The 26,187-nt window shown below is 65.7% G+C and carries 21 protein-coding genes; 12 read left to right on the top strand and 9 right to left on the bottom strand.

The genetic code is table 11. The annotated features are described in order from the left end of the window. The first annotated feature begins 61 nt into the window (after positions 1–61). From C8C94_RS19715 to C8C94_RS19725, 3 genes are read left to right on the top strand one after another with little or no spacing between them, the layout of a single operon-like run. Positions 62–577 carry a hypothetical protein gene (locus C8C94_RS19715; RefSeq protein ID WP_121421915.1) on the top strand — a complete coding sequence of 172 codons (516 nt, stop codon included), beginning with the start codon at positions 62–64 and terminating at the stop codon, positions 575–577. Beyond that, entirely contained in the window at positions 516–1,364 is an 849-nt protein-coding gene (locus C8C94_RS19720) for a serine/threonine-protein kinase (RefSeq protein ID WP_121421916.1), read from the top strand. The genes C8C94_RS19715 and C8C94_RS19720 overlap by 62 nt, the downstream gene beginning before the upstream one ends. A 13-nt stretch (positions 1,365–1,377) precedes the next feature. Then, positions 1,378–2,538: a hypothetical protein gene (locus C8C94_RS19725; protein WP_121421917.1), complete on the top strand. Its 1,161-nt coding sequence runs from the start codon at positions 1,378–1,380 to the stop codon at positions 2,536–2,538. 154 nt (positions 2,539–2,692) lie between these two features. Here the strand turns inward: C8C94_RS19725 and C8C94_RS19730 are convergent, their stop codons facing one another. The 7 genes from C8C94_RS19730 to C8C94_RS19760 form a co-directional block, all read right to left on the bottom strand. Further along, on the bottom strand, positions 2,693–4,438 hold the full coding sequence (locus C8C94_RS19730; RefSeq protein ID WP_121421918.1) for a tannase/feruloyl esterase family alpha/beta hydrolase: 1,746 nt from the start codon (positions 4,436–4,438) through the stop codon (positions 2,693–2,695). Between the two features lie 73 nt (positions 4,439–4,511). Continuing rightward, positions 4,512–6,245, bottom strand: a complete 1,734-nt coding sequence (locus C8C94_RS19735; RefSeq protein WP_233573526.1) for a tannase/feruloyl esterase family alpha/beta hydrolase — start codon at positions 6,243–6,245, stop codon at positions 4,512–4,514. A gap of 124 nt (positions 6,246–6,369) precedes the next feature. Continuing rightward, on the bottom strand, positions 6,370–8,070 hold the full coding sequence (locus C8C94_RS19740) for an acyl-CoA dehydrogenase family protein (RefSeq protein WP_121421920.1): 1,701 nt from the start codon (positions 8,068–8,070) through the stop codon (positions 6,370–6,372). Positions 8,071–8,360: 290 nt separating this feature from the next. Then, entirely contained in the window at positions 8,361–9,350 is a 990-nt protein-coding gene (locus C8C94_RS19745) for a Bug family tripartite tricarboxylate transporter substrate binding protein (protein WP_121421921.1), read from the bottom strand. A gap of 207 nt (positions 9,351–9,557) precedes the next feature. After that, positions 9,558–10,322, bottom strand: a complete 765-nt coding sequence (locus C8C94_RS19750; RefSeq protein WP_121421922.1) for an SDR family NAD(P)-dependent oxidoreductase — start codon at positions 10,320–10,322, stop codon at positions 9,558–9,560. A gap of 37 nt (positions 10,323–10,359) precedes the next feature. Beyond that, positions 10,360–12,228, bottom strand: coding sequence for a feruloyl-CoA synthase (locus C8C94_RS19755; RefSeq protein ID WP_121421923.1), 1,869 nt, complete (start codon positions 12,226–12,228; stop codon positions 10,360–10,362). A gap of 44 nt (positions 12,229–12,272) precedes the next feature. After that, positions 12,273–13,058, bottom strand: a complete 786-nt coding sequence (locus tag C8C94_RS19760; RefSeq protein ID WP_055399790.1) for a crotonase/enoyl-CoA hydratase family protein — start codon at positions 13,056–13,058, stop codon at positions 12,273–12,275. A gap of 159 nt (positions 13,059–13,217) precedes the next feature. Between C8C94_RS19760 and C8C94_RS19765 the strand changes: the two genes are divergently transcribed. The 3 genes from C8C94_RS19765 to C8C94_RS19775 are packed head-to-tail and all read left to right on the top strand — an operon-like array spanning position 13,218 to position 17,311. Continuing rightward, the gene (locus C8C94_RS19765) at positions 13,218–14,432 is read left to right on the top strand and encodes a thiolase family protein (protein WP_121422998.1); all 1,215 of its coding nucleotides are present in this window, start codon (positions 13,218–13,220) and stop codon (positions 14,430–14,432) included. Between the two features lie 2 nt (positions 14,433–14,434). Further along, positions 14,435–15,688, top strand: coding sequence for a thiolase family protein (locus tag C8C94_RS19770; protein ID WP_121421924.1), 1,254 nt, complete (start codon positions 14,435–14,437; stop codon positions 15,686–15,688). A 30-nt stretch (positions 15,689–15,718) separates the two neighbouring features. Continuing rightward, the gene (locus C8C94_RS19775) at positions 15,719–17,311 is read left to right on the top strand and encodes an acyl CoA:acetate/3-ketoacid CoA transferase (protein WP_121421925.1); all 1,593 of its coding nucleotides are present in this window, start codon (positions 15,719–15,721) and stop codon (positions 17,309–17,311) included. 78 nt (positions 17,312–17,389) lie between these two features. On the opposite strand, the gene C8C94_RS19780 is transcribed toward C8C94_RS19775, so the two are convergent. Both C8C94_RS19780 and C8C94_RS19785 read right to left on the bottom strand, forming a co-directional pair. Further along, positions 17,390–17,896, bottom strand: a complete 507-nt coding sequence (locus C8C94_RS19780) for a MarR family winged helix-turn-helix transcriptional regulator (protein WP_121421926.1) — start codon at positions 17,894–17,896, stop codon at positions 17,390–17,392. 166 nt (positions 17,897–18,062) lie between these two features. Further along, a complete protein-coding gene (locus C8C94_RS19785; protein WP_121421927.1) occupies positions 18,063–19,607 on the bottom strand; it encodes a YifB family Mg chelatase-like AAA ATPase in 1,545 nt (514 codons plus the stop codon). A 224-nt stretch (positions 19,608–19,831) separates the two neighbouring features. On the opposite strand from C8C94_RS19785, the gene C8C94_RS19790 reads away from it, so the two are divergent. From C8C94_RS19790 to glcF, 6 genes are all read left to right on the top strand, one after another. Beyond that, positions 19,832–20,563: a TorF family putative porin gene (locus tag C8C94_RS19790; protein WP_121421928.1), complete on the top strand. Its 732-nt coding sequence runs from the start codon at positions 19,832–19,834 to the stop codon at positions 20,561–20,563. 46 nt (positions 20,564–20,609) lie between these two features. Then, the gene (gene glnK / locus C8C94_RS19795) at positions 20,610–20,948 is read left to right on the top strand and encodes a P-II family nitrogen regulator (RefSeq protein WP_010466918.1); all 339 of its coding nucleotides are present in this window, start codon (positions 20,610–20,612) and stop codon (positions 20,946–20,948) included. Positions 20,949–20,984: 36 nt separating this feature from the next. Next, positions 20,985–22,523 carry an ammonium transporter gene (gene amt, locus C8C94_RS19800; protein ID WP_121421929.1) on the top strand — a complete coding sequence of 513 codons (1,539 nt, stop codon included), beginning with the start codon at positions 20,985–20,987 and terminating at the stop codon, positions 22,521–22,523. 262 nt (positions 22,524–22,785) lie between these two features. Next, positions 22,786–23,922, top strand: coding sequence for a glycolate oxidase subunit GlcE (gene glcE / locus C8C94_RS19805; RefSeq protein WP_121422999.1), 1,137 nt, complete (start codon positions 22,786–22,788; stop codon positions 23,920–23,922). Positions 23,923–23,969: 47 nt separating this feature from the next. Then, the gene (locus C8C94_RS19810) at positions 23,970–24,770 is read left to right on the top strand and encodes a YoaK family protein (RefSeq protein ID WP_055399803.1); all 801 of its coding nucleotides are present in this window, start codon (positions 23,970–23,972) and stop codon (positions 24,768–24,770) included. 41 nt (positions 24,771–24,811) lie between these two features. Further along, on the top strand, positions 24,812–26,062 hold the full coding sequence (glcF, locus tag C8C94_RS19815) for a glycolate oxidase subunit GlcF (protein ID WP_121421930.1): 1,251 nt from the start codon (positions 24,812–24,814) through the stop codon (positions 26,060–26,062). The last annotated feature ends 125 nt before the right edge of the window (positions 26,063–26,187 follow it).

The raw sequence follows: 26,187 nt of genomic DNA on the forward strand, positions 1-26,187 counted from the left end.
GATTCGCTGGTCCCCCTCGGCATGCTGTTAGACTATTTTTTTAGCTGTTTCAATTCGTTTCATGATCACCACGGCAACCTCGATTGAGCGCCGAGCCGAATTCGCGACCGAGGCGGAATTCGTTGACCGCTTCATCGGCAAGCTTGCTCAAGGCAGGACCACGTTTGGCAAGGTGCAAATCACGAAGGAGTGGGATCACCACACCGGATTCGTTGATGTCCTTGTTCGACATCGTCGAAAGACCCTGGTGGCCTTCGAGGCCAAGTTGGATAACTGGAAGAGAGCGTTTCATCAGGCGTATCGCAGTACAGCGTACGCCAACAAGTCATACGTCATCGTCCCTGCTCATGTGGCCATCAGAGCCCTCAGGGAGCGAGGTGAGTTCGAGTTGAGAGGGGTGGGACTATGTTCATTCGACGGGAAGTCCGTGCAAGTGCTCATCGAAGCATCCGAGCAGGGCGCGCTATTGACATGGCTGCGCGCGCAGGCGCACGAGCATTTCGACGCGCTGGAAGATGAGCGCCGCGTTGAACCTCGACGCAGCTGCCGCTCAGCTTTGCCAGCAATGCGGGTTTGAGTTCCGAGGGCTCCTCGGCAGGGGCGCCTTCAAAAGTGCCTATCTCGCGGTCTATAACGGCGCTCCGTTTGCTCTGAAGCTCGCCGCTGTTTCAGGTGGGACGGATCGGCTCGTCCGTGAGGCGGAGGCTCTCCGGGACTGTGAGCATCCTTCCCTCGCCAAGCTATTTCAGGCCTTCGCACATAGCCACGCTGGTCACCAACTCTGGGTGGTTTACGAGGAGTATCTCGGAGGAGGCACTTTGGAAGCGGGCCTTAAGCAGTGGCCTATCACGCCTGATTCAGTACGCTACGTCGGGATCGGCCTCGCGGAAGCCCTGGAGCATCTACACGATAAGCGGTTGGTCCATCGCGATATCAAGCCCGCCAACATTATGTTTCGGGGGGGTAGTGACAAGCGCCCGGTGTTGACAGACTTCGGCATTGTCCGGATGTTGGATCAGCCTACGTTGACTCATGCGTTCATGCAAATGGGCCCCGGGACACCTGCATATGCAGCACCTGAGCAACTCAACAACGAAAAGAGCTTGATCGACTGGCGGACTGACCAGTTCGATCTTGGGCTCGTGCTCGCGGAGTGTCTCTTGGGGCACCACCCTTGGGCCGCGTCTGGCAAGTCAATCCATGACGCCATCCTTACGGTTGCTTCCCGCCAGGAACTACCGGCAGCAAGCGCGCAGCGTCTGCATGACCTCGGCTTCGCCAGCTTGACCCAGGCACTCAAAGTCTGGCCTGTAGCACGCTACCGAAGACCCACGGATTTCATCGACGCCTTGAAACGCAATTGAGAGGAGTAGCGCTATGGCTGCATATCTACAACTGGGTCACAACTCTTGGAACCTCTTCGAAGAACCTGACATTGGTAGGTACGCGGGGATGGTGCTCAGCCCGGTAAACGATAGTCCTGCCGACGTTGCTGCAGGGCTAACCAGGCTTGGGGATTTGCGCCCCAACCTCGACGTCATCCTCGACCCACAGCTATACAACCCCGCAGTAGACAAGGGGCTTATGGATCGGTGGTCGTACTTCCCCTCGGATTTCGCGACTGCCAACCATGCTGATGCGGCATGGTGGATTCGTCGTGGAATCGAAGTGGTAGAGGAGGGGGCCAAGTTAGGTGTAAACGCAATTTGTTCACCAGCTCTGCTACCTAGGCGTTTCGAAGACGCGTACTACAGCCTTATGGTCGAAATAGCAGACGCTACGTGGCAGGAAGCGTCTATTCATGGGCTCCAGACGCTACTAACAGCAATCGTTAGCCTAAGCGACCTAGCCAATCCATCCAGGGCTTACGCGATTGCATCCGTCTTATCGCGTAGCCGCTGTGACCGGATTTATCTCACGTTCCTCAACGAAGACGTCAAGCAGCAGCGCGAGCCACTTGCTGACCCTGCAGGCCTTCCTACTGCGGTGCACCTCGTCAAGCTGCTCTCCGCCCAGATGCGCGTCCACGTCGCCTTCGCGTCTCACGACTTGGTGATGTGGAAGTACGCTGGTGCGACGGATATCTCTTCGGGTAAATACATGAACCTGCGACGGTTCTCGCCCGGACGGTGGCAAGAGGAGAAGGGTGGAGGGCAGCAGGCCGCCTACTGGACGGAAGGAAGCCTGCTGACCTTGCTTCGCAGCGCCGACGTTGAACGCCTTCGGAGAGACGGTTGGTTTGGCGATAAGGACCTTTCTGACAACCCGGCCAGCGGCCGGATCATGGAGCTGATACAGACGGGCTCTACGAAGCTTTGGGTGAAGGAGTCCTGGCTCCAGTATCTCCGCTGGATCAGCAATGCAGAGGCCTCCTGGCATGGAAGGCCAGATGCTGCTGAGCAGTTCTTGGAGCAGTCACACCGCTTGTGGGGCGACATCGTCAACGTTCGTCGAATTCTGTTCCAGGATTGGTTCAATGAGCACGGTACTCATGTCAAGAACTGGCTGAATGCGGTGCGCGAGGGCAGCGCTCGCTGACAGGTGTTGCCACCGGCGGAAATAGGACCCTGCAGATCATTGGTAAGCAGAAAACCGCTCAAGCCCTGCGACGTCAGCATGAGGGGCTTTTAGCTGCCCCTTCGCACAAACAAAAAGCCCGGCATCAGCCGGGCTTCGTATTTTCAATCTCCCCTCACTTACAGCTAAAACTGCTCGCACTCTCCACATCCCCCGTCCCGTTGTACCTCGCCACTTTCGGGTACACACACAGCGGCCGGGTGCGGTTGGCAGACCAGCTGGCAGGCAGTTCGGCGTTGACCACCTTGGCCCCCGCACCACGTGCCTTCGCCGTCACGCTCTCCGGCGCCTTACCCTGTTCCACCCAGGCCACCAGCGGCGCCAGCATGTCGAACTGGTCGGTGGCGGGGCCGCCGGAGCAGTGGTTCATGCCGGGCACCAGGTACAGGCGGGCAAAGTCGTCGGCCTTGCCACCGTGGTGGGCCTGCACGCGGTCCATCCAGTTCGCGGTGTCGATGGGCGAGAACACGCCGTCGGCCACGCCGTGGTAGACCATCATCTTGGCGCCCCGGTTGCGCAGGGCGCTCAGGTCAGCCGCGTTGGGGGGAGTCATGTACGACCAGGATGACTCGGTGTAGACCGGTGTGGTGGCGAACATCTTGGGGTAGTCCGCGTCCATGCTGAAGTTCATTGCGTACTGCAGGCCGGTGGTGGCCTTGAAGGCGTCCAGGGTGGAGGGCGGTGTGGTGAACAAGAAGGCCACGGCACCCGCGTCGCGCGTGGTGGGCGCGTTGAAGTGCCAGAACGCAAAGTTGCTGCCTGCCACGCCGGGGTCGAACCAGGTGCCGGTGTACAGGGCTTCGCCCTTGCTGTTTTGGGGCCCGGCAAAGATGCTGGCCAGCACGTTCTTTTGCTCGGCAGAGATGCACGACCCGTCCCGCGCGGTGTTGGCAGCGGTACAGGTGGGCACGTCGCGTTGCAGGTTGAAGGCGGCTTGGCAGGCTTGCACGTCGTTCACCTGGCCGTCGGTGGCGCCGTCCAGCGCGTCGCAGCGCTCCACGATCTTGCGGCCGATGAGCTGGAATTCGGCGGGGCTCACGGCCTTGGTCAGGTCGGGCTGGCCGTTGGCGTCCTTGGTGGCCACCTTGGCGTACTGTTGGGCCTTCCACAGCTGCGCGGTGGCGGCCTTGGGCAGGCTGAAGCCGGGGTTACCCGCCAGCACGCCGTCGTACTGGTCGGCATAGCGCGATGCGGCCACCATGGCGTGGCGGCCGCCGTTGGAGCAGCCGGCGATGTACGAGCGGTCGGGGCCCTTGCCGTAGGCGCCCTTGATCAGGTCCTTGGCCATGGGGGTGAGGGTGCCCACGGCCTGGTAGCCATAGTCGCGTCGGGCCTGGGGGTCCAGGCCAAAGAAGGGCGTGGGCGCGCCGTGGCCCGCGTCAGAGCTGAGCACGGCAAAGCCTTGCACCAGGCCGGGGGCCACGGGGGCGGCGCCGCTCACCGCGCCGAGTGCAGTCACCACGCTGCCGTCCAGCCCGCCGTTGGCCTGGTGCAGAAAGCGGCCGTTCCAGTTGACGGGCATGCGGATCTCAAAACCGATGGCGTAGCTGGCGCCGTCCACGGGGCCGGTGCGCTCTTTCATCTTGCCTTTGACGAGGCAGTGCGCCGGTGCCTGGGTGGTGTTGCCCTGCAGCGTGATTGGGCCCTCGGCCACCATCTCTGCCGAGGTGATGCGCGTGTCGGGCAGCGCAAGGCTCTGGGCCAGGGTGGTGCAGTTTTTCAGCGTGGCGGGTGTGGCGGCGCCCAGCTGCGGCGGGGGCGTGGTGCGCGGCGCATTGGCGCAGCCCGCCAGCAGCGTGGCGGTGCCCAGAGCCATGGCCAGGGCCGAAAAAGGGAGGGTGCGCGGGAGGGGGTGTGGCATGCGATGTCTCCAGGTGGGCGGGGGAAGGGCGCAGTCAAAAAAGGCCCTGGCCGCAGTGGCCAGGGCCGGGGCACTACTTGCAGCTGAAGCTGCTGGCGCTTTCGATATCACCCGTGCCGTTGTAGCGCGCCACCTTGGGGTAGGCGCACAGCGGGCGGGTGCGGTTAGCAGACCAGCTGGCGGGCAGCTCCAGGTTGGCACCGGCGGCATTGCCAGCGCCGCGCGCCTGGGCGATCACCTTGTCGGGGGCCTGGCCCTTTTCGACCCAGTTGACCAGCGGGGTCAGCATGTCGAACTGGTCGGTGGTGATGCCGCTGCCGCAGTGGCCCATGGCGGGCACGGGGAACAGGCGCGCAAAGTTGCTCGCATCGCCCTGGTTGGCAGCGGCCACGCCCTTGTACCAGTTCACGGTGTCGTCGTACGAGAACACGGCATCGCCCGTGCCGTGGAACACCATGACCTTGGCGCCACGGCCTTTCAGCTTGGCCAGGTCGGTGGGGTTGGGCGGCGTCATGAACGACATGGACGATTCGGTGAACGTGGCGTTGGTGGCAAAGATGGAGGCGGCCAACTGGTCAATGTTGGCCGTGGCCAGCGTCTGCTGCACGGGGGGCGTGCTGAACACGGTGCCCGAGGACAATGGGTCCAGCACCTGGCCGATCACGAACTCCCAGGTCGCCCAGTCCTGGTTGGCGATGCCGGGGTCCAGCGGGAAGGTGCTGTAGATGGCGGCGCCTGCCGATGTCTTGGCCCCGGTGTGGATCTCGGCCACCATCGTCTTTTGTTCGGCAGTGAGGCAACTGCCATCGCGCGCGCCGGTGCAGGTGGGCACGTCGTCGTTCAGCTTGAACTGGGTCTGGCAGGCCGCCACATCGCCGACGATGCCGTCGGTCACGCCGTCCAGCGCATCGCACTTGGCCAGGATGCGGTTCGATACCAGCGTGCGCTCGGCGGGGGTGAATGCGGTGCCGATGTCGGGCACCGGAAAGCCGCCCAGCCAGGCGGGCGCGGTGGTCATGGCGCCGGGCGTGGCCAGGGCCGCGTACTTCTTGGCGCCCCACACCTGGCTGACTGCTGCCTTGGGCAGGTTGAAGCCTGGGTCGCCCGCGAGGAAGCCGTCGTATTCATTGGCCAGCCGCGACATGGCCACCATGGTGTGGCGCCCGCCGTTGGAGCAGCCGCCGAAGTACGAGCGGTCTGGCGCGCGGCCATAGGCCAGCTCGATGGCGTTCTTGGCCATGGGTGTGAGCTTCTGGGGCGCCTGGTAGCCGTAGTCCAGGCGGGCTTGCGGATCGAAACCGAAGGTGTTGTTCTGTGCGCCGGTGTGGCCGGCATCCGAGCTGATGACCGCAAAGCCTTGGAGCAAGGCGCTGGTCACCTGCACGCCCGAGCTGTAGCTGCCGGTGGCGGGCACCACGCTGCCGTCCAGCCCACCGTTTGCCTGGTAGTAGAAGCGGCCGTTCCAGGCGTTGGGCAGGCGCATCTCGAAACCGATGGCGTAGTTCTTGCCATCCACAGCGCTGACGCGCGAGTGCATGGTGCCGGTGATCTGGCAGTGCGCTGCCACGGGGGTGCCCGCCACGGTCAGCGTACCTGCCGCTACGGGGCTGGCCGCCGTGATGGTGGTGTTGGGAAAGTTGATGCGTGCGGCCAGGTCGCTGCACGATTTCAAGGTGCCCGGGTTGGCGGCTGCCAGCTGCGGCAGCCCTGCATCTGACGATCCCCCTCCGCACCCGATCAGCAGGGCTGCCGGCAGGGCCGACAGGGCGAGGGGGTGGATGCGCATTCTTCTTTTCGTAATGGTCATGCTGTTGTCTCCGTTTGTTATCTGAGGCCCAGGGAAACCCGCAGCGCGGCCTCAATGCACTGCAGGAGTTGGTGCAGCCCTACCAGCGATTGCTACTGATGTTGTAGCTGTTAGCGCTTGTCCATCAAGCGCTGGCGGCCAATTTGTTTTTGATTTCCAGAGACTGTGCAATGCGTTGGCGCAGGATGGCGGCGCGCATGTCGAATTCGGGCAGCACCCACTGGGTGAGTGCCTGGGCAGGGGCGTTCCAGCGCTCGCCGTGGCTGGCCGCGCCGATCTGGCACCAGGCCCAGTCCAGCAGCACCAGCGCCACGGCGCGCAGGTAGTCGTCGGCCACCCAGTAGGGCAGCTCGGCGTCGGACTGGGCGGCAATCGCCAGCGTCTGTGTGATCTCCACCAGCGCATGGCGTCGTGCGCTGGCCGCAGGGCTGGGCGCTGTGCCGGGCAGTGTGGCCAGCAGCGCCGCCAGGCCCTGGCCGCCATCGGCCAGCACCTTGCGCACCAGCAGGTCGATGGCCTGGATCTCGTTGGTGCCCTCGTAGATCATGGCCACGCGCGCATCGCGCACGATCTGCTCGATGCCCCATTCGCGCACATAGCCGTGGCCGCCAAACACCTGCAGGCAGGCGCTGGCGCCGTGAAAGCCCTGGTCGGTGAGCGCGGCCTTGAGCACGGGCGTGACCAGTGCACACCAGCGCTGGGCGGCGGCGCGCTCGCCCGCGTCGGTGCTGTGTTTGGCCACATCGAGCTGCAGTGCCGTGTGGTAGGCCAGCACACGGCCGCCGTCGATCCAGGCGCGCTGGGTTTGCAGCGTGCGGCGGATGGCGGGGTGGTCCTGGATGAGGCTGGTGTCTTTGGCGCCGGGCGCGCGCATCTGGCGGCGCTCTGCCGCGTAGGCGCTGGCCTTTTGCCATGCGGCTTCCAGCAGGCCGATGCCTTGCAGGCCCACATGCAGGCGCGCGGCGTTCATCATCACGAACATGGCGTTCAGGCCCTTGTTCGGCTCGCCCACCAGCCAGCCGGTGGCGTCGTCAAAGCGCATCACGCAGGTGGGGCTGCCGTGCAGGCCCATCTTTTCTTCGATGCGCTCGCACACCACGGCATTGCGGCTGCCGTCTGGGAGCACTTTCGGTACGAGGAACAGCGACAACCCCTTGGGCCCCGCCGGTGCATCGGGCAAGCGCGCCAGCACCAGGTGCACGATGTTGTCTGTCAGGTCGTGCTCGCCGCCAGAGATAAAAATCTTGCTGCCGTTCACCCGCGCGCTGCCATCGGGCTGCGGCACACCGCGCGTGCGCACCAGGCCCAGGTCGCTGCCCGCGTGGGCTTCGGTCAGGCACATGGTGGCCAGCCATTCGCCCGTGGAGACCTTCTCCAGGTACTGCGCCTTGAGGGCATCGCTGGCGTGGTGCTTGATGCATTCGTACGCGCCATGCAGCAGGCCGGGCGCCATGGTCCAGCCATGGTTGGCACCGGCCAGCCATTCAAACAGCACACACTCCAGCACCGCAGGCAGGCCCTGGCCGCCGTCGTCGGGTGCGCACGACAGCGACGGCCAGCCCGCCTGCCAGAAGGCCTGGTAGGCATCGCGAAATCCTGCGGGCGTGTGCACTTTGCCTGCGGCAAACCGGCAGCCTTCCTCATCGCCCGTGCGCTGCAACGGGGCGATGGCGTTGTCGACGAACTTGGCTGCCTCGTCCAGCACCTGCGCAGCCAGCTCGCCATCGGTGTCGGCAAACGGCGCCAGCGCCTGCCAGCGGCTGGGCGCCTGCAACACGTGGGTCAGCAGATGCTGGATGTCGGCAAGGGCTTGGCGTGCTTGCATTAAATGCTCACTATTTGATAGCTATTGGCGCTTGATGGATAAGCGCTGGAGGCCGTTTTCTTCTGAATTTCGTCTGCACAAGCCTGGTGGCTGCTTGCGCGCTGGCTTCGACAGGCTCAGCCCGAACGTGTGAGGTGGGTCGCTGCAGTGATGGCGCAGTGCCCTGTGTAGTGACCCAAGCCGCAAACACTGTCGCGGCCGAGGCCAGCGCCACCGTGGAACTGGCTTTGCCAGGCCACGGGTGGCGTCCCCCCTCAGGGGGGAAGGCGCGTCAGCGCCTCAGGGGGGAATCAAGAATCTGCGGTGAAACCAATCTTCTTGATCAGCGGACCCCAGGTGTCGTACTCGGCCTTCTGCCAGCGCGCTTGTTCCTCGGGCGTGGAGCCGTGGGGCATCAGGCCCACGATGGCCAGACTGTCGATGACAGACTTTTCCTTCAGGGCGGCGTTGATGGCAGCGTTGGCGGCGGCAATCACGGGCTTGGGCGTGGCGGCGGGGGCGTAGAAGCCAAACCATTCTTCGGTGGTCAGCTCGGGGAAGCCCTGCTCGGCGAACGTGGGCACATCAGGAACGTACTGCGAGCGCTTGGGGCCCGAGGTGGCCAGGATGCGCAGCTTGCCCGCCTTGTAGTTGGCAATGAAGTCACCGTGCGGCGTGACCATGGCAGCCACCTGGCCGCCCACCACGTCCGTCACGCCGGGAATGGAGCCACGGTAGGGCACGTGGCGCAGGTCCACGCTGCTGTTGATGCCCAAGAGCGCACCCAGGAAGTGCGGCGTGGAGCCCGCGCCGGGCGAGCCGTAGCTGGCGTCCTTGGGGTTGGCCTTGGCCCAGGCCAGGAAGTCCTTCACGTTCTTCACGCTGGCGGGCACCATGGGGCCCACGGCCAGTCCGTGGTGCATCACGGCGGCAATCGACACGGGCGCGAAGTCCTTGTCGGTGTAGTTCATCTTGCTGTAGATGTGCGGGTAGTTGGCAATGGCCGAGACCTGCGCCAGCGCCAGCACCGAGCCGTCGGCGGGTGCTGCCTTCAGCGTCTCCAGCGCAATGCGGCCGCCCGCGCCGGGCTTGTTCTCCACCACGCCAGCGTTCTTGCTGAAGGCGCTGCCGCCCCACTTTTCTGCCACGCGGCGGGCCACGGTGTCGCCCGAGCTGCCAGCGGGGAAGCCGAAATACACCTTCACCTGGTCCACCTGGGCGTGGGCAGCAAAGGGGTGCAGGGCGCCCAGCGCGGCGCTGGCGCCAAAGGCCTGGACGAGTTGTCGGCGGGTGATGGTCATGGTGTTGTCTCCTGGTATGACGGGGTAAAACTCAAAAAATTGGAACGGGGCTTTTCACGCCCTCTCGTTATCTGGCAAATGGCGACGCATTTCCTGAGGCGCTCCAAACGGGCGCTGCATAAGCCAGCGCCACCGTGGAACTGGCTTTGCCAGGCCACGGGTGGCGTCCCCCAGGGGGGATGGCGCGAAGCGACTCAGTGGGGCTTCTCATCTCGGCGCCATGCGCAGTGCGCCATCGAGGCGGATGACTTCGCCGTTGAGATGGCCGTTGGTCACGATGTGGCAGGCCAGCTCGGCAAACTCCTCGGGCTTGCCCAGGCGTGGCGGGAAGGGGATGCTGGCGGCCAGCGACTGCTGCACGGCCTCGGGCAGTTCCTTCATCAGCGGCGTGGCAAACAGGCCGGGCGCCACGGTGCACACGCGGATCGCGTGCTGTGCCAGGTCGCGCGCCATGGGCAGGGTCATGCCCGCCAGGCCCGCCTTGGAGGCGCTGTAGGCCTGCTGGCCCACCTGGCCGTCAAAGGCGGCGACGGAGGCGGTGAACATCATCACGCCGCGCTCGCCGTTGTCCAGCACGTCGAGCTTGCTGCAGGCGGCGGCAAACAAACGGCTCACGTTGTAGGTGCCGATCAGGTTGATGTTGACCACGCGCACAAAGTCTTCCAGCGGCGCGGCACTGCCGTCGCGCTGCACCACGCGTTTGGCGCTGCCGATGCCTGCAACATTCATGAGAATGCGCGCGGGGCCGTGGGCGGCGGCGGCCTTGTCGATGGCGGCCTGCACGCTGGCGGCGTCGGTGATGTCGCAGGGGCAGGCTATGCCACCAATGTCTGCGGCGACTTTTTCAGCCAGTTCGGCATTGCGGTCCAGCACCGCGACCTTGGCGCCCTGGGCGGCCAGTGCGCGTGCGGTGGCTTCACCGAGGCCCGATGCGCCGCCGGTCACGAGGGCGGCTTGTCCTTGAATCTGCATGGTGGTGTCCTTGGGTAGTCGTTCAGTTCAGGTCAATTCATTTCTGGGGCACGAGGGTGAATGGCAACTTGCCTTCGTGCATGGCTTCCACCAGGTCGGCGCGGTGCTTGAGCACGGCGCGCTGGTTGATGGAGCCCTTGTCGGTGACCTCGCCCTTGTCGAGCGAGGGCGGCTCGGCCATCAGGTGCATGCGGGCCACACGCGTGGCACTGCCAGTGGCTTGTGCGGCCAGCTGGTTGATCACCTGCTGAAAGTGCTGCTGCACGGGCGCGCTCTCCAGCACCTGTGGCAGGCTGGCGTCGCTGGGCAGCCCCGCCAATGTGCGGATATGGGGCGTGGGGATCAGCAGCGCGCCCACTTCCTTGAGGTTGATGCCGGTGATGACGGCATCCTGCACATAGGGTGCGCAGGCCGCGATGATCTTGGCGCGCATGGGGCCCACGCTCACGAAGGTGCCGGTGGAGAGCTTGAAGTCCTCGGCAATGCGGCCGTCGAACTTCAGGCCCTTGTTGTGGTCGGCCTCGTCGATCCACTTCACGGCGTCGCCGGAGCGGTAGAAGCCTTCTTCGTCGAACGCCTCTTGCGTGGCCTCTGCGTTGCGCCAGTAGCCCTGCGTGATGTTGGGGCCGCGATAACGCACCTCGACCTTGCCATCAATCGGCACCAGCTTCAACTCCAGCCCCGGCGTGGGCACGCCGATGTCGCCCGCCTGCACGTTGGGGCTGTTCACGGCCACGCAGAAGGGGCAGCCCTCGGTCATGCCCAGGCCAGTGTTCATCACGATGCGCTCGCCCACCTCCTGCTCGGCCACCTCAAAGAGGGCATCCCAGATGGGTTGCGAGAGTGCGGCAGCGGCAAAGAAGAACATCTTCACGCGGCTGAGCAGGTTCTTGCGCAGCTGCGCGTCGGTCTTCATGGTGTGCGCCAGCACCTCAAAGCCCGTGGGCACGTTGAAGTACACCGTGGGCGCGATCTCGCGCAGGTTGCGGATGGTCTCGGCCATGCCCGCGGGCGTGGGGCGGCCTTCGTCCAGGTACAGCGTGCCGCCGTTGTAGATGACGATGCCGAAGTTGTGGTTGCCGCCGAAGGTGTGGTTCCACGGCAGCCAGTCCACCAGCACTAGATCTTCCTCGGCCAGCACGGGCATGGACTGGTTCATCTGCTGCAGGTTGGCGGCCCACATGCCGTGCGTGATGATCACGGCCTTGGGCGCCTTGGTGGAGCCCGAGGTGAACATGAACTTGGCGATGCTGTCGCCCGTGATGGCGGCGTGTGCGGCATCCACGGCGGGCGTGGCCTCGGTGGCCAGCAGCGCGCTGAATGGGGTGGTACTGCGGCCGGGCAGTGTGCCCTCGATCAGCGCCACCTCTACGTCGGCGCCCACCGTGGCGTTGATGGCGGCGGCAAAGCGCTCGCCGCTGCTCGCAAACACCAGGCCGGGCGTGAGGGTGTCGATGGCGTGGCGCAGCTTGTCGTAGTCCTTGCTCACGGTGGAGTAGGCGGCCGACACGGTGCACTGCGGCACGCCCGCCACCAGGCAGCCCAGCGACAGCAGGGCGTGCTCCAGGTCGTTTTCGCTGAGCATGACCACGGGGCGGTCGGCACTCAGGTTGCGGTCGAGCAGCGCTTGCGCAATGCGGCGCGCACTGTCCCATGCCTCGCGGTAGCTGATGTGCCGCCAGTCGCCCAGGCTGCCGTCGGCGTTCTTCACACGCTGCGCCATCCAGGTGCGGTCGGGCGTCGTCTGCGCCCAGTGCGCCAGGCGGTCGGTCAGGCGCACGGGGTGGGGCTGCAGGTCTTGCGTGGCGCGCACATAGACCACGCCGTTGTCGCCCTGGCGGGTGGTGACCTCGGTCACGCCAAAGCGCAGCGGCCGGTAGCGGGGGGTGGGGGCGGTTGCCATCATGGGTGCTTTCAAGAACTCACTGGCGCGGGCGGGGGCTCGCATCTTCAGGCCTTCTGGACCTTGGCTGCCTTGCCGTCGAGGAAGGCGCGCACGCGGGCCTTGGCTTCGGGCGCGCTCTGGGCAATGGCGGCCATCATGGCTTCGGTCATCAGGCCCTGGTCGGACGGCTGTTCGGCAATGCGGGGCAGCGCGTGCATGAGTGCGTAGTTGGTCAGCGGTGCGTTCTGCGCAATGCGCTGGGCCAGCTCAAAGGCCTTGTCGAATGCGGTGCCGGTGGGCACGAGGTATTGGGCAAAACCCACACGCTCGCCGTCCACGGCGTTGTAGACGCGGCCGGTCATCATCATGTCGGTCATGCGGGCCGTGCCGATCAGGCGCGGGATGCGCACCGCACCGCCGCCGCCCACGAAGATGCCGCGCGAGCCTTCGGGCAGCGCGTAGAAGGTGGATTCATCGGCCACGCGGATGTGGCAGGCGCTGGCCAGCTCCAGCCCGCCGCCCACCACCGCGCCGTGCAGCGCGGCCACCACGGGCACGGGGCCGAACTGCACGCGGTCCAGCGCTGCATGCCACATGCGCGAGTGGTGCAGGCCCTGGCCCGCGTCGCGCTCTTTCAGCTCCGAGAGGTCGAGGCCCGAGCAGAAGTGTTCGCCATCGCCATCGATCACGGCGGCGCCCACGCTGGCGGGCAGGTTGTCCATCACGTCGCGCAGAGCCAGGATCAGGCCGTCGTTCAAGGCATTGCGCTTGGCGGGGCGGGTGAGGCGGATGACCGCGATTTCCTCGCGTTCGCCACGGATTTCAAGGGAGATGTCGGAGTTCTTGGTCATGGTGGTGTGAGTGAGTTAGGGAAATTATGGTTATCAAAAATAACTAAAACAAGGCCGCAAGGCCGCTCTTTGCTAGGGGGTTTCCCTAGCTTTTCAAGCGACTCATATGGTTATGATAAATAACTAAAATTGGTGCGCAATCCAAGCAAGGACCCTGTCATGAACGCCTTCATCCCCTACGGTATCTACTGGTCGTCCCCGTTTGCCAAGTGGCAGGGCACGCTGGCCAACCTCAACGCGCTGCCGCTGGCCGCCGCCGTGGGCAAGCAGGCGCTCGCCGCGCGGGGCTACGACCTGGCCGCGGTGGACCTGGCGATCCTCGGCATCACCAACCCGCAAAAGGGCAGCTTCTACGGCCTGCCCTGGGTCACCGGCATGATGGGTATCGACCGTGTGGCCGGGCCCACGGTGCAGCAGGCCTGCGCCACCAGTGTGCGCGCGCTGCAGATGGCCGCGCAAGAAGTGGCGTGCGGCACGGCCACCAGCGCGCTGCTGGTGATGGCCGACCGCCAGTCCAATGGCCCGGTGGTCTACTACCCCGACTCCAGCGGCACCGGCGGCTACGGCATCACCGAGCACTGGGTGCCCGACAACATGGGCCACGACCCGTACGCCAAAAATCCCATGCTGCAGACCGGCGAGAACGTGGCCGCGCGCTATGGCATCAGCACCGAAGAGCAGCACGCCCTCAAGCTGCACCGCTACCACCAGTACCAGGAGGCGCTGGCCGACGACCGCGCCTTCCAAAAGCGCTACATGGCCGATGTGCCCGTCACCGACTCCAAGTTCCGCAAGCAGACGGGCACGCTGAGCACCGATGAAGGCATCTTCCCGACCACCGCCGAAGGCCTGGCCAAGCTCAAGCCCGTCAAAGAGGGTGGCACGGTGACCTTCGGCGGCCAGACGCATCCGGCCGACGGCAACGCGGGCGCCATCGTCACCACGCGCGAACGGGCCCGTGCCGTGGCGACCGACCCCGGCATCGAGGTCGAGATCCTGGGCTTTGGCATGGCGCGCGTGGAGGCGGGCTACATGCCCATGGCGCCGTCGCCTGCCGCGTTCAACGCGCTCAAGAACGCGGGCCTTTCCATCAGCGACGTGGCGGCCATCAAGACGCACAACCCCTTTGCCGTGAACGACATCGCCCTGGCGCGCGACACCGGCTTTGCCTGGGAGCGCATGAACAACTACGGTAGCTCCATCATCTGGGGCCACCCGCAGGCGCCCACCGGCATGCGCGCCATCATCGAACTGATCGAAGAGCTGGTGCTGCGCGGCGGCGGCGTGGGCCTGTTCACCGGATGCGCTGCGGGCGACACCGGCTATGCCACCGTGCTGCGTGTGACCGACACCAAAACCACTTCCAAGGCCTGACCATGACTACCACTTCGACAAGCTCTTTCTCCGCGCCCCTGAACGCCTGGCTGGTGGACGGCGTGCGCACGCCCATGGTCGATTACTGCGGCCCGCTGGGCCATGTGTCGCCCACCGACATGGGTATCAAGGTGGCGCGCGCCGTGCTGGAGCGCAGCCGCGTGCCCGCAGCCGATGTGGGCTCGGTCATCACCGGCTCCATGGCGCAGGCCGATTTCGACGCCTTTGTGTTGCCGCGCCACATTGGCCTGTATGCAGGCGTGCCGCAGGCCGTGCCCGCCATCCTGGTGCAACGCATCTGCGGCACGGGCTTTGAGCTGTTCCGCCAGGCCGCAGACCAGATCGCGCTGGGCTACACCGACGTGGCGCTGGTGGTGGGCACCGAGTCCATGACGCGCAACCCGATTGCGGCCTACACACACCGCACCGGCTTCAAGCTGGGCGCGCCCGTGGAGTTCAAGGACTTCCTGATGGAGGCATTGATCGACACCGCAGGCCCGGTGACGATGATCGAGACGGCCGAGAACCTGGCCAAGAAATACGGCATCACCCGCGAGGACGTGGACGCCTACGCCTCGCAGTCCTTTGCCCGCGCGCTCAAGGCGCAGGAGGATGGCTTCCTGGCGGGCGAGATCGTGCCCGTGACCAGCGAAAAGTTCGAACTGGCAGGCTACGCCACGCGCGGCATTACGCTGCCGCGTAAGGTCGCGCAGCTCGACCGCGACACGCACCCGCGTCCTTCGCCGGTCGAGGCCCTGGCCGCGCTGCGCACCGTGTACCCGGGCGGCGTGCAGACCGCCGGCAACAGCTCGGCCCTGGTGGACGGCGCCGTGGGTGCCGTGGTGGCCAGCGATGCCTATGTGCAGCAGCGTGGCCTCAAGCCGCTGGCGCGCCTGCGCGGTGTGGCCGCTGTGGGTGTGGCGCCCGAGTACATGGGCATCGGCCCGGCCCCGGCCATCCGCGCGCTGCTGGCGCGCACCGGCCTCACGCTGGATGACATCGGCCTGTTCGAGATCAACGAAGCCCAGGGCGCACAGACCCTCGCCGTGGGGCGCGAGCTGGGGCTCGACCTGAACAAGCTCAACGTGAACGGCGGTGCGATTGCCCTGGGCCACCCGCTGGCCGCCACCGGCGTGCGCCTGACCGTGACGCTGGCGCGCGAACTGCGCCGCCGTGGCCTGCGCTACGGCATCTCCAGCGCCTGCGTGGGCGGCGGTCAGGGCATTGCGCTGCTGATCGAGAACCCCGACGCCTGAACCCTGAACCCACATTTTGCAAAGCACACCATGAAAATCATCACCGCAGCCCAGGCCGGGGCACTCATCCCCGACAACGCCACCATCTTCCTGGGCGGCTTGGCCGTCTCCAGCCTGCCCGAGGAAGTGCTCAAGGGCATTGAGAAAAACTTCCTCGACCACGGCAGTCCGAAGAACGTGACCACCTGGGCCTGCGGCGCCATTGGCAACAGCAAGGACGCGGGCATGGTGCACTTTGCCCACCCCGGCATGATCAAGCGCACCGTGGCGGGCCACTTCGGCCAGACGGGCGCCGAGATGATGAAGATGGTGTTTGACGGCGAGGTGGAGGCCTACAACTTCCCGCAGGGCAGTCTCTCGCACCTCACGCGCCACATTGCCAGCCGCAGCCCCGGGCTGCTGACCAAGGTGGGCCTGGGCACGTTTGTGGACCCACGCATCGAGGGCGGCAAGCTCAACAGCAAGTCCACCGAAGACCTGGTCAAGCTCGTTGAATTCAACGGCGAGGAGTGGCTGTTCTACCCCGCGCCCAAGGTCGATGTCGCCATCATCCGCGGCACGCTGGCCGACGAGAACGGCAACATCACGCTCGACAAGGAAGGCGTGCTGCTGGAGCAGATCAACATCGCCCACGCGGCCAAGGCCTGCGGCGGCATCGTGATCGCGCAGGTGGAGCGCATCGTCAAGGCGGGCAGCCTGCACCCCAAGTCGGTCAAGGTGCCGGGCGTGTCGGTGGACTATGTGGTGGTCGGCCAGCCCGAGAACCACATGCAGACCATCACCACACAGTTCAACGCCGCGCTGTGTGGCGACGTGCGCGTGCCGGTGAACTCGCTGGCGCCCATGGCACTGGACGAACGCAAGGTCATCGCACGCCGCACCGCGCTGGAGCTGAAGCCGGGCGCCATCACCAACCTGGGCATCGGTATTCCGGCCGGTGTGCCGTCGGTGGCGGCGGAAGAGGGCGTGGCGGACCAGTTCACGCTGAGCGTGGAAAGTGGCATCACCGGCGGCATTCCGGCGCAGCTGGGCGACTTTGGCACGGCCTACAACGCCGACGCGATCATTGAGCAGTCGTTGCAGTTCGACTTCTACGACGGCGGCGGGCTGGACGCGAGCTTCCTGGGCCTGGCGCAGGCCGACAACCACGGCAACGTGAACGTGAGCAAGTTCAACGGCCGGCCCGTGGGCTGTGGCGGCTTTGTGAACATCACGCGGTCCACCAAGAACCTGGTGTTCTGCGGCACCTTCACGGCAGGTGGCCTGGAGGTGAAGGTGGCCGACGGCCAGCTCACCATTGTCAAGGAAGGCCGCTCGCGCAAGTTCATCGAGAAGGTCGAGCAGATCACCTTCAACGGGCTGGATGCTGCCCAGCGGGAGCAGAACGTGCTCTTCGTGACCGAGCGCGCCGTGTTCCACCTGACCACCGAAGGGCTGGAGCTGACAGAGATTGCGCCCGGCATTGACCTGGAGCGCGACGTGCTGGCGCACATGGGCTTCAAGCCGATCATGCGCAATGTGAAGACCATGGACGCGGGCCTGTTCCACGAAAAGTGGGGCGGGCTGGCGGCGGCCATGGCCGCGAAGTCTGAGACCGTGGCACCGGCGGCCGCAGGCCTGTAACCGGGGCGCAGAAGCTGCCCGAAGCCGGGCACAAAACCAAAGACCAAGGGGCGCTGGCTGCAGCGCCACTTTTCTTTGTCAGGCCCCGTCGCGGGCGTAGACCTTTTGCAGCAGGCGGATCAGCGTCTTGCGTTCGGCGGCCGTGAGGCCGGCGGTGGCGTCCACCTCCAGCTGCGCGGCGGTCTGCTCGGCCTGGGCCGTCAGCTCCACACCGGCGGGCGTTAGGTGCAGGCCCATGGCGCGGCCGTCGCTGGGGTGGGGGCGACGCTCGATCAGGCCGCGCCGCTCCAGCGCAGCCACCAGGCCCACCAGGTTGGGCGGCAACACGCCCAGCGTCACGCACAGCTGGCGCGAGGTCACGCCCGGGTTGTGCGCCACCAGCGACAGCACCGAGAAATCCACCACCTTGAGGCGGTACACCGCCATGCGCTCCATGAACACCTCGATCACGGCCAGCGATGCGCGCCGCGCGTTGTAGCCCACCAGGGTGCGCAGAAAGCCGGTATCCACCGATTCGGGTGCGGGCGCCGGGTTGGCTGGAACCATGGAGGCGGTGGTCTTTTTGGTGGGGCGAACGCTGGACATGGGGTGATTGTGGCGGGGGGTGGGCGGGTGTTGGCAGCAGGTTGCGCGGAAATTTGATTCAAATCAGCCGCTAGCGCTTATTTGACGGATATTTATTGCTATCATAATTATAGTATTTGATGTGTGGCAGGCGACACACACGGTGCAGCATCGGCGCTTGTGGCTCTCAGACGGGGCTGCGCAACACGCGCCGGTATTGCACGGCCTCGGCCACATGGCCCACTTCGGTCGAGGGTGCACCCGTCAGGTCGGCAATGGTGCGCGCCACCTTCAGCGCACGGTGCGTGCTGCGGGCCGACCAGCCCAAGCGGGCGGCGGCGGTGTTGAGGAATTTGGCGGCGGCATCCTGCAGGTGCAGGTGGGTGTCGATCTCCTGGCCCTGCAGCGCCTGGTTGGTCTTGCCTTGCCGCGCCAGTGCAACGGCGCGGGCCTGCGCCACGCGTTCGCGGATCGCCTCGCTGGGTTCGCCCGCGGGTGCCTGCACCAGCTGATCGGCGGGCAGGGCGGGCACCTCCACATGCAGGTCAATGCGGTCCAGCAGCGGGCCGCTGAGCTTGGCTTGGTAGCGGTTCACCTGGTCGGGCGTGCAGCGGCACGCGCGCTGGGTGGAGCCCAGGTAGCCGCAGGGGCAGGGGTTCATGGCCGCAATCATCTGGAACCGGGCGGGGAAATCCGCACGCTGCGCCGCTCGGGAGATGGTGATGTGTCCTGTCTCCAGCGGTTCGCGCAGGGCCTCCAGCGCAGCGCGCGGAAACTCGGGCAGTTCGTCTAGAAACAAGATTCCGTTGTGCGCCAACGAAATTTCGCCGGGCCTGGGGGGTGATCCGCCGCCCACCAGGGCCACTGCGCTGGCGGTGTGGTGTGGCGCGGCTGTGGGCCTGTGGCCCCACTGGTCGGTGCGAAAGCGCCCGGCCAGGCTGGCAATGGCGGCGCTCTCCAGCGCCTCGTCCACGGTCATCGCGGGCAGCAGCCCCGCAAACCGCAGCGCCAGCATCGACTTGCCCGACCCCGGTGGCCCGGCCATGAGCACGCTGTGCCCGCCAACGGCAGCAATCTCGAGCGCGCGTTTGGCGCTGGCCTGGCCTTTCACGTCGCACATGTCGGGCCCTGCTGTGCTCGCCGCCATGGGGGTGGCCTGCAGGCGGGTCCAGCCGTCGTTGGCCACGTCGGCATCGCCCGTAGCCACGCTGCCCGGCGGCAGGAAGGCGCGCACCACATCCAGAAGATGCCGTGCGCGCACCACCTGCGCGGCGGGCACCAGGGCGGCTTCTTCAGCGCTGCCGGGGGGCAGCACCAGTTGCGCGGTGATCTGCTGGGTCTGCAGCGCCAGGCTGGTGGCCAGCGCGCCGCGCACGGGGCGCAGTTCGCCCGACAGCGACAGCTCGCCCGCAAACTCATAGCCCGCAAGACGGCTTGCGTCCACCTGCCCGCTGGCGGCGAGGATGCCAAGCGCAATCGGCAGATCGAAGCGCCCTGAGTCCTTGGGCAGATCGGCTGGTGCCAGGTTCACCGTGATGCGCTTGTTATGCGGGAACTCCAACCCCGCGTTCTGCAGCGCCGAGCGCACCCGTTCGCGGGCCTCCTTGACCTCCACCTCGGCCAGGCCCACCAGCGTGAAGCTGGGCAAACCATTGGCCAGATGCACTTCGACGGTGACAGAAGGCGCCTGCAGCCCCAGAAGGGCGCGGCTTTGCACCAAAGCAAGACTCATGAAGCGGTTTCTCCCCAGATGGGTGCGTTTTATGGTTTTTTAGCGCGGCCTTGTTGTGTAGTGCACCAACAAGGTGCAGCATGGTCCGCGCGCACACCGTCACTGTACTTGGGGATCGGTGTAACGCAACGCAACGGCGATGTGAGGGCGATGCAATGGTTGCACTGGCGTGGCACGGTCCGTGCTTAAAACGCTCGTCCCTACTTTGTCCAACCGGAGGAAACATGACCCGCGCCATCATCAAGACCCTGGGCGTTGCCCTTGTTGCAACCCTTCCCATGCTGGCCAGTGCCCAGCTCACCGGCAATGTCAGCCTGACCACCAACTACAAGTTCCGTGGCCAGGACCAGGACGTTTCCAAGTCCAAAGCGGTCAAGCCTGCACTGCAAGGCGGTTTTGACTACGCCTTCGGCGACACCGGCTGGTACGTGGGCAACTGGAACTCCAGCGTGGACTGGCTGGCCAACAACTCGCTCGAATCCGACCTGTACGGCGGCTACAAGTTCAAGGCTGGCGGCGCCGACCTGGACGTGGGCGCCCTGACCTACATCTACCCTGGCAACAGCAACGGCAACACCACCGAGTTGTATGGCGCGGCCACCATGGGCCCCTTCACTGCCAAGTATTCGCACACCATCTCCAAGGACTACTTCGGCTTTGCCGGCGCCAAGGCTGGCTCGGGCCTGAAGGGCCGCAACACCGGCTACCTGAACTTCGCGTTTGCGCAGGAAGTTGCCCCCAGCGTGACGGTGAAGGCCTCGGTCGGCTTCACGCGCTTTGCCAGCGACATCAAGGACCTGGGCGTGCCCAACTACATGGACTACAGCGTGGGCGGTGCCTACGACTTCGGCGGTGGCCTGTCGCTGGGCGCTGCCGTGGTGGGTGCCAACAAGAAGGCCTTCTTCGGCCACGTCAACAAGTCGCGCGTGATCGTCACGCTCACCAAAACCCTGTAAGCAAGTCTCAATGGGCGCTTGCTGCGCCCATGTCGGAGGAACCAAAATGAAAATGGTGACAGCCATCATCAAGCCCTTCAAGCTGGACGAGGTGCGTGAAGCGCTTTCGGACATCGGCGTGCAAGGCATCACGGTCACTGAGGTCAAGGGCTTTGGCCGCCAGAAGGGCCACACCGAGTTGTACCGCGGCGCGGAATACGTGGTTGACTTCCTGCCCAAGGTCAAGATCGAAGCCGCTGTGGCGGACGACCTCGTGGACCGCGTGATCGAGTCCATCGAGAGCGCCGCCCGCACCGGCAAGATCGGCGACGGCAAGATCTTCGTGACCCACCTGGAGCAGGTGGTGCGCATCCGCACTGGCGAAACCGGCAAGGAAGCGCTGTAAGGGCGCGGCCGTACTACATCCAAGAAGAGAAACGCCATGAAAAAACTGCTTGCTTCCTTCATTCTGGGGCTGGGTCTGCTGACCATGGGCAACTTGTCCCTGGCACAGGCGCCCGCCGCCTCCGAGCCGGCTGCTGCCGCGCCCGCTGCTGCCGCAGAAGCCCCGGCTCCTGCTGCTGCCGCAGCCCCCGCAGCGGCAGCAGCCGCCGCTCCCGCAGCTGCCGCCGAGGCACCCGCTCCTGTCCCCAACAAGGGTGACACCGCCTGGATGATGACCTCCACCATCCTCGTGATCCTGATGGTCCTGCCCGGCCTGGCGCTGTTCTACGGTGGCCTGGTGCGCAGCAAGAACATGCTGTCCGTGCTCATGCAGGTGATGGTCACGTTCTCGATGATCGTGGTGCTGTGGTTCATCTACGGCTACAGCCTGGCCTTCACCGAAGGCGGCGCGTTCATCGGTGGCTTTGACCGCCTGTTCATGAAAGGCATCTGGGACAACGCCGCAGGCACGTTTGCCAACGCGGCCACGTTCAGCAAGGGTGTCGTGATTCCTGAAGTGGTGTTCGCCGCCTTCCAGGCCACGTTCGCCGGCATCACCTGCGCCCTGATCGTCGGTGCGTTCGCAGAGCGCATCAAGTTCAGCGCCGTCATGATGTTCATGGTGCTGTGGTTCACCTTCAGCTACCTGCCTATTGCCCACATGGTGTGGTTCTGGATGGGCCCTGATGCCTACGCCTCCAAGGAAGTGGCCGACGCCATGACCGGCAAGGCTGGCCAGATCTGGCAGTGGGGTGCTCTGGACTTCGCTGGCGGTACCGTGGTGCACATCAACGCTGCTGTGGCGGGCCTGGTGGGCGCGTTCATGGTGGGCAAGCGCATCGGTTACGGCAAGGAAGCCATGGCGCCTCACAGCCTGACGCTGACCATGGTCGGTGCCTCGCTGCTGTGGGTGGGCTGGTTCGGTTTCAACGCCGGCTCTGCCCTGGAAGCCAACGGCTTTGCCGCCCTGGCCTTCATCAACACGCTGGTGGCCACCGCCGCTGCCGTGCTGGCATGGTGCATCGGCGAAGCGCTGATGCGTGGCAAGGCTTCGATGCTGGGTGCAGCATCGGGTGCCGTGGCCGGCCTCGTGGCCATCACGCCTGCCGCTGGCAACGTCGGTATCGGCGGCGCCCTGGTGATCGGCCTGGTGGGCGGTTTTGCCTGCCTGTGGGGTGTCAACGGTCTCAAGAAGCTGCTGGGCGCGGACGACTCGCTCGACGTGTTCGGCGTGCACGGCATCGGCGGTATCGTGGGTGCCCTGCTGACCGGCGTGTTCAACGCCCCTGGCCTGGGTGGCCCTGGCTACGTGGCCGACTGGGTGACGGCAACGATGGTGACATCGGCCGACTACTCCATCGCCGCGCAAGTCTGGACACAAGCCAAGGCTGTGCTGCTGACCATCGTGTGGTCGGGTGTGGTCTCCTTCGTCGCCTACAAGATCGTTGACCTCACGGTGGGCCTGCGTGTCACGGAAGAAGACGAACGCGAAGGCCTGGACATCACTTCGCACGGCGAGACGGCGTACAACCGCTGATCCGCCTGCACCCCACGCGCTGCGGTGTCTGGTGGCACCGCAGCGTCGCAACAAGAACAAGCGAGTCACTCCTCTGGTTGTTGAGCCCGCCGGCAACGGCGGGTTTTTTTCGTACCGGTGGGGGGGCTCGCTGTTGGCTTTGGCAGGGTTGCCAAGGCATGTTCCCCCAGACAACTTGCCCGCAGGCCCGAGTCCTTTGCACGCGCCCTGTTCAAAAAATTCACGCACTGCGGGTGTAGCACCGGACATGGCTGCCGCTACGATGCAAGGCATGGACCTCGCCCTTGCCCAGATCACCGAACGTGTGCGCACCGCCGCCGCCGACCAGACCCCCTTGCGCATCCGTGGCGGGGGCACCAAGGATTTTCATGGCCTCGCACTGCATGGCGAAGTGCTCGACACGCGGGTGCTGCGCGGCATCGTGAGCTACGAGCCGAGCGAGCTGGTTGTCACCGTGCGGGCGGGCACCCCGTTGGCTGAGTTGGAAGCCGCGCTGGCCGAACAAGGCCAATGCCTGCCTTTTGAGCCCCCGCATTTCGCCAAGGCCTCCTCGGATGCCGCCACCGTGGGCGGCATGGTCGCGGCAGGCCTCTCAGGCCCCGCCCGCGCCAGCGTAGGGGCTGTGCGCGACTATCTTCTGGGCGTGACCCTGCTCAACGGCAAAGCCGAGCTGCTGACTTTTGGCGGACAGGTCATGAAAAACGTGGCGGGGTATGACGTGTCCCGCCTCATGGCCGGTGCCTGGGGCACGCTGGGTTTGCTGACCGAGGTCAGCCTCAAGGTGCTGCCCGTGGCGCCCGGCGAGGCCACGCTGCGGTTTGACGACATCAACCAGGCCGACGCATTGCGCAAGCTGCACGCCTGGGGCGGCCAGCCGCTGCCCCTGAACGCCAGCTGCTGGGTGCAAGACGGTGGCGTGGGCACGCTCTATGTGCGCCTGCGCGGCGCCGTGGCGGCGGTCGAGGCCGCCTGCAAAACGATGGGTGGCACGCGCATGGACAACGCCACGGTGGCTGCCGACTGGACGGCCTGCCGCGAGCAGACCCTGCCCTGGTTCACCGCACGTGCTGCACAGCCCGGCCACGCCCTGTGGCGCCTGTCCGTGCCCGCCACAGCCCCGGTGCTGAGCTTGCCGGGCGGCGCGCAGCCGCTGGTCGAGTGGCATGGCGCGCTGCGCTGGGTGCAAGCGCCCGAATCCGCAGGCGACGCCCTGCGCGAAGCCGCTCGGGCTGTGGGTGGAAATGCTTCTATTTTTGTAGCTGCTAGCGCAGGTGGCGCAAGCGCCAGCGGCACATTTGACCTTCATTCCAAGGCGCTGGATTACATCCACGCCCGGCTCAAGCACAGCTTTGACCCGGCTGGCATCTTCAACCCCGGCCGCATGGCGCGGGCCTGGTAGGCGGGGTCAGTTCCATCACCACCACCGTTTTCACCGTCACCTTGGCCATGCGACGCCTTCGCCACCTCACCGGAAACCGCCGCACGGTCGCCAGCAACCGGGTGCTGGGCCTGCTGCTGGCGTTCAATGCGGGGGCCGTCAATGCAGGGGGCTTTCTGGTGGTGCACCTGTACACCTCGCACATGACCGGCTTTTTGTCCTCGCTGGCCGACAACCTGGTACTGGGCCAGATGAAGATCGTGCTAGGTGCCATCGGTGCGCTGTGGGCCTTCATGTCGGGCGCAGGCACCACGGCCATCATGATCAACTGGGCGCGCCAGCGCAAGCTGCGCAGCACCTTTGCCCTGCCGCTGGTGCTGGAGTCCGTGCTCATGCTGCTGTTCGGCCTGGTGGGGGCCATCACGCTCACCTGGCCCACACCGTTTGCCGTGCCGCTGGCGGTGTTGCTGCTCTCCTTCATCATGGGCCTGCAGAACGCCACGGTGACCAAGATGTCGTCGTCGCAGATCCGCACCACCCATATGACGGGCGTGGTGACCGACCTGGGCATCGAGATGGGCAAGATGCTCTACTGGAACCGCACCGGCACTGCGCCCGAATCACAAGTGCGCGCCAACCAGGCCCGGCTGCGGCTGTTTGCCGGGCTGGTGGGCATGTTCCTGGTGGGCGGCATTGCGGGCGCGGCGGGCTTCAAGCATGTGGGCTTTGTGTTTGTGGTGCCGCTGGCGCTGGTGCTGCTGGCCCTGTCGCTGCCCCCGCTGTGGGCCGACCGCGCAAGGCTGCGCCACCCCTTGCGCAAGCCGCTGGCGCTGGAAGCGCCCTTGGACCCACCGACCGCGCCGCGCTGAATCGGCCCTGATCTTTCTGTCTTTTCGCCCAGGCATGCACCATGCAAACCCAGCTCTCTCCTGAATACCGCGCCCGCGCCGATGGCCTGGAGGCCGAATCCATCCTGCGCAAGTGCGTGCACTGCGGCTTTTGCACCGCCACCTGCCCCACCTACCAGCTGCTGGGCGACGAGCTGGACGGTCCGCGCGGCCGTATCTACCTCATCAAGCAGGTGCTTGAAGGCGAGACCCCCACGCGCAAGACCCAGATGCACCTGGACCGGTGCCTGACCTGCCGCAACTGCGAAAGCACCTGCCCCAGCGGCGTGCAATACGGCCACCTGGTGGACATCGGCCGCAAGATCGTCGACGAAAAGGTGGCCCGCCCCGTGGGAGAAAAAGCCCTGCGCTGGGCGCTGAAGGAGGGCCTGCCTTCGCCGCTGTTCGCCCCCGCCATGAAGGCCGGGCAACTGGTGCGCGGCCTGCTGCCCGCATCCCTCAAGGCCAAGGTGCCCGCGCCCCAAAATGCCGGCGCCTGGCCCACACGCGAGCATGCCCGCAAGGTGCTCATGCTGGCGGGCTGCGTGCAACCGGCCATGATGCCCAACATCAACACCGCCACCGCCCGCGTGCTGGATGCAGTGGGCATCCAGACCGTGATCGCGCCCAAGGCTGGGTGCTGCGGCGCCGTCAAGTTCCACCTCAACGACCAGGAAGGCGGCAAGGCCGAGATGCGCGCCAACATCGACGCCTGGTGGCCGCTGGTGGAGCAGGGGGTGGAGTCCATCGTCATGAACGCATCCGGCTGTGGCGTGACGGTCAAGGAATACGGCCACATCCTCAAAGACGACACGATGTACGCGGCCAAGGCCGAGCGCATCAGCGCCCTCACGCGCGACCTGTCGGAACTGCTGCCCGCCCTGCTGCCCGAGCTGGCCCACAAGCTCGCTGGGCGCGTGCAAAAGCCCGACACGCTGTTCGCCTACCACCCGCCCTGCACGCTGCAGCACGGCCAGAAGCTGCGTGGCGGGGTGGAGATGCACCTGAACCAGCTGGGCTTCAAGTTGCGCACGGCGCGCAACGATGCCCACCTGTGCTGCGGCTCGGCGGGCACCTATTCCGTGCTCAACCCCGAGCTGTCGTACCAGCTGCGCGACCGCAAGCTCGGCGTGCTCGGCGAGGCCTTTGGCGATCAGCCACCGGACATGATCCTGTCGGCCAACATCGGCTGCATCACGCACCTGCAAAGTGGCACGGGCACACCCGTGCGGCACTGGGTGGAGGTGCTGGACGAGGCGCTGCGCGCAGGCTGACCCTCCCATGCCCTGCTGCACAGGCACAGGGTAATTCAGGCCTCTGTCAGGGGCTGTTTTGCGCCCGCCGACCCAACGCTGGCATGATCGAGGGTTTTGTCGCCCCCATTTTTGCCCCGGAACTG

The organism is Acidovorax sp. 94 (genome assembly GCF_003634645.1).
GTDB lineage: Bacteria > Pseudomonadota > Gammaproteobacteria > Burkholderiales > Burkholderiaceae_C > Acidovorax > Acidovorax facilis.

Excerpts from the sequence above, each read along its gene's own strand:
- C8C94_RS19715 (WP_121421915.1), top strand. The coding sequence starts at position 62 with ATGATCACCACGGCAACCTCGATTGAGCGCCGAGCCGAATTCGCGACC.
- C8C94_RS19720 (WP_121421916.1), top strand. The coding sequence starts at position 516 with ATGAGCGCCGCGTTGAACCTCGACGCAGCTGCCGCTCAGCTTTGCCAG.
- C8C94_RS19725 (WP_121421917.1), top strand. The coding sequence starts at position 1,378 with ATGGCTGCATATCTACAACTGGGTCACAACTCTTGGAACCTCTTCGAA.
- C8C94_RS19730 (WP_121421918.1), bottom strand. The coding sequence starts at position 4,438 with ATGCCACACCCCCTCCCGCGCACCCTCCCTTTTTCGGCCCTGGCCATG.
- C8C94_RS19735 (WP_233573526.1), bottom strand. The coding sequence starts at position 6,245 with ATGACCATTACGAAAAGAAGAATGCGCATCCACCCCCTCGCCCTGTCG.
- C8C94_RS19740 (WP_121421920.1), bottom strand. The coding sequence starts at position 8,070 with ATGCAAGCACGCCAAGCCCTTGCCGACATCCAGCATCTGCTGACCCAC.
- C8C94_RS19745 (WP_121421921.1), bottom strand. The coding sequence starts at position 9,350 with ATGACCATCACCCGCCGACAACTCGTCCAGGCCTTTGGCGCCAGCGCC.
- C8C94_RS19750 (WP_121421922.1), bottom strand. The coding sequence starts at position 10,322 with ATGCAGATTCAAGGACAAGCCGCCCTCGTGACCGGCGGCGCATCGGGC.
- C8C94_RS19755 (WP_121421923.1), bottom strand. The coding sequence starts at position 12,228 with ATGATGGCAACCGCCCCCACCCCCCGCTACCGGCCGCTGCGCTTTGGC.
- C8C94_RS19760 (WP_055399790.1), bottom strand. The coding sequence starts at position 13,058 with ATGACCAAGAACTCCGACATCTCCCTTGAAATCCGTGGCGAACGCGAG.
- C8C94_RS19765 (WP_121422998.1), top strand. The coding sequence starts at position 13,218 with ATGAACGCCTTCATCCCCTACGGTATCTACTGGTCGTCCCCGTTTGCC.
- C8C94_RS19770 (WP_121421924.1), top strand. The coding sequence starts at position 14,435 with ATGACTACCACTTCGACAAGCTCTTTCTCCGCGCCCCTGAACGCCTGG.
- C8C94_RS19775 (WP_121421925.1), top strand. The coding sequence starts at position 15,719 with ATGAAAATCATCACCGCAGCCCAGGCCGGGGCACTCATCCCCGACAAC.
- C8C94_RS19780 (WP_121421926.1), bottom strand. The coding sequence starts at position 17,896 with ATGTCCAGCGTTCGCCCCACCAAAAAGACCACCGCCTCCATGGTTCCA.
- C8C94_RS19785 (WP_121421927.1), bottom strand. The coding sequence starts at position 19,607 with ATGAGTCTTGCTTTGGTGCAAAGCCGCGCCCTTCTGGGGCTGCAGGCG.
- C8C94_RS19790 (WP_121421928.1), top strand. The coding sequence starts at position 19,832 with ATGACCCGCGCCATCATCAAGACCCTGGGCGTTGCCCTTGTTGCAACC.
- glnK (WP_010466918.1), top strand. The coding sequence starts at position 20,610 with ATGAAAATGGTGACAGCCATCATCAAGCCCTTCAAGCTGGACGAGGTG.
- amt (WP_121421929.1), top strand. The coding sequence starts at position 20,985 with ATGAAAAAACTGCTTGCTTCCTTCATTCTGGGGCTGGGTCTGCTGACC.
- glcE (WP_121422999.1), top strand. The coding sequence starts at position 22,786 with ATGCAAGGCATGGACCTCGCCCTTGCCCAGATCACCGAACGTGTGCGC.
- C8C94_RS19810 (WP_055399803.1), top strand. The coding sequence starts at position 23,970 with ATGCGACGCCTTCGCCACCTCACCGGAAACCGCCGCACGGTCGCCAGC.
- glcF (WP_121421930.1), top strand. The coding sequence starts at position 24,812 with ATGCAAACCCAGCTCTCTCCTGAATACCGCGCCCGCGCCGATGGCCTG.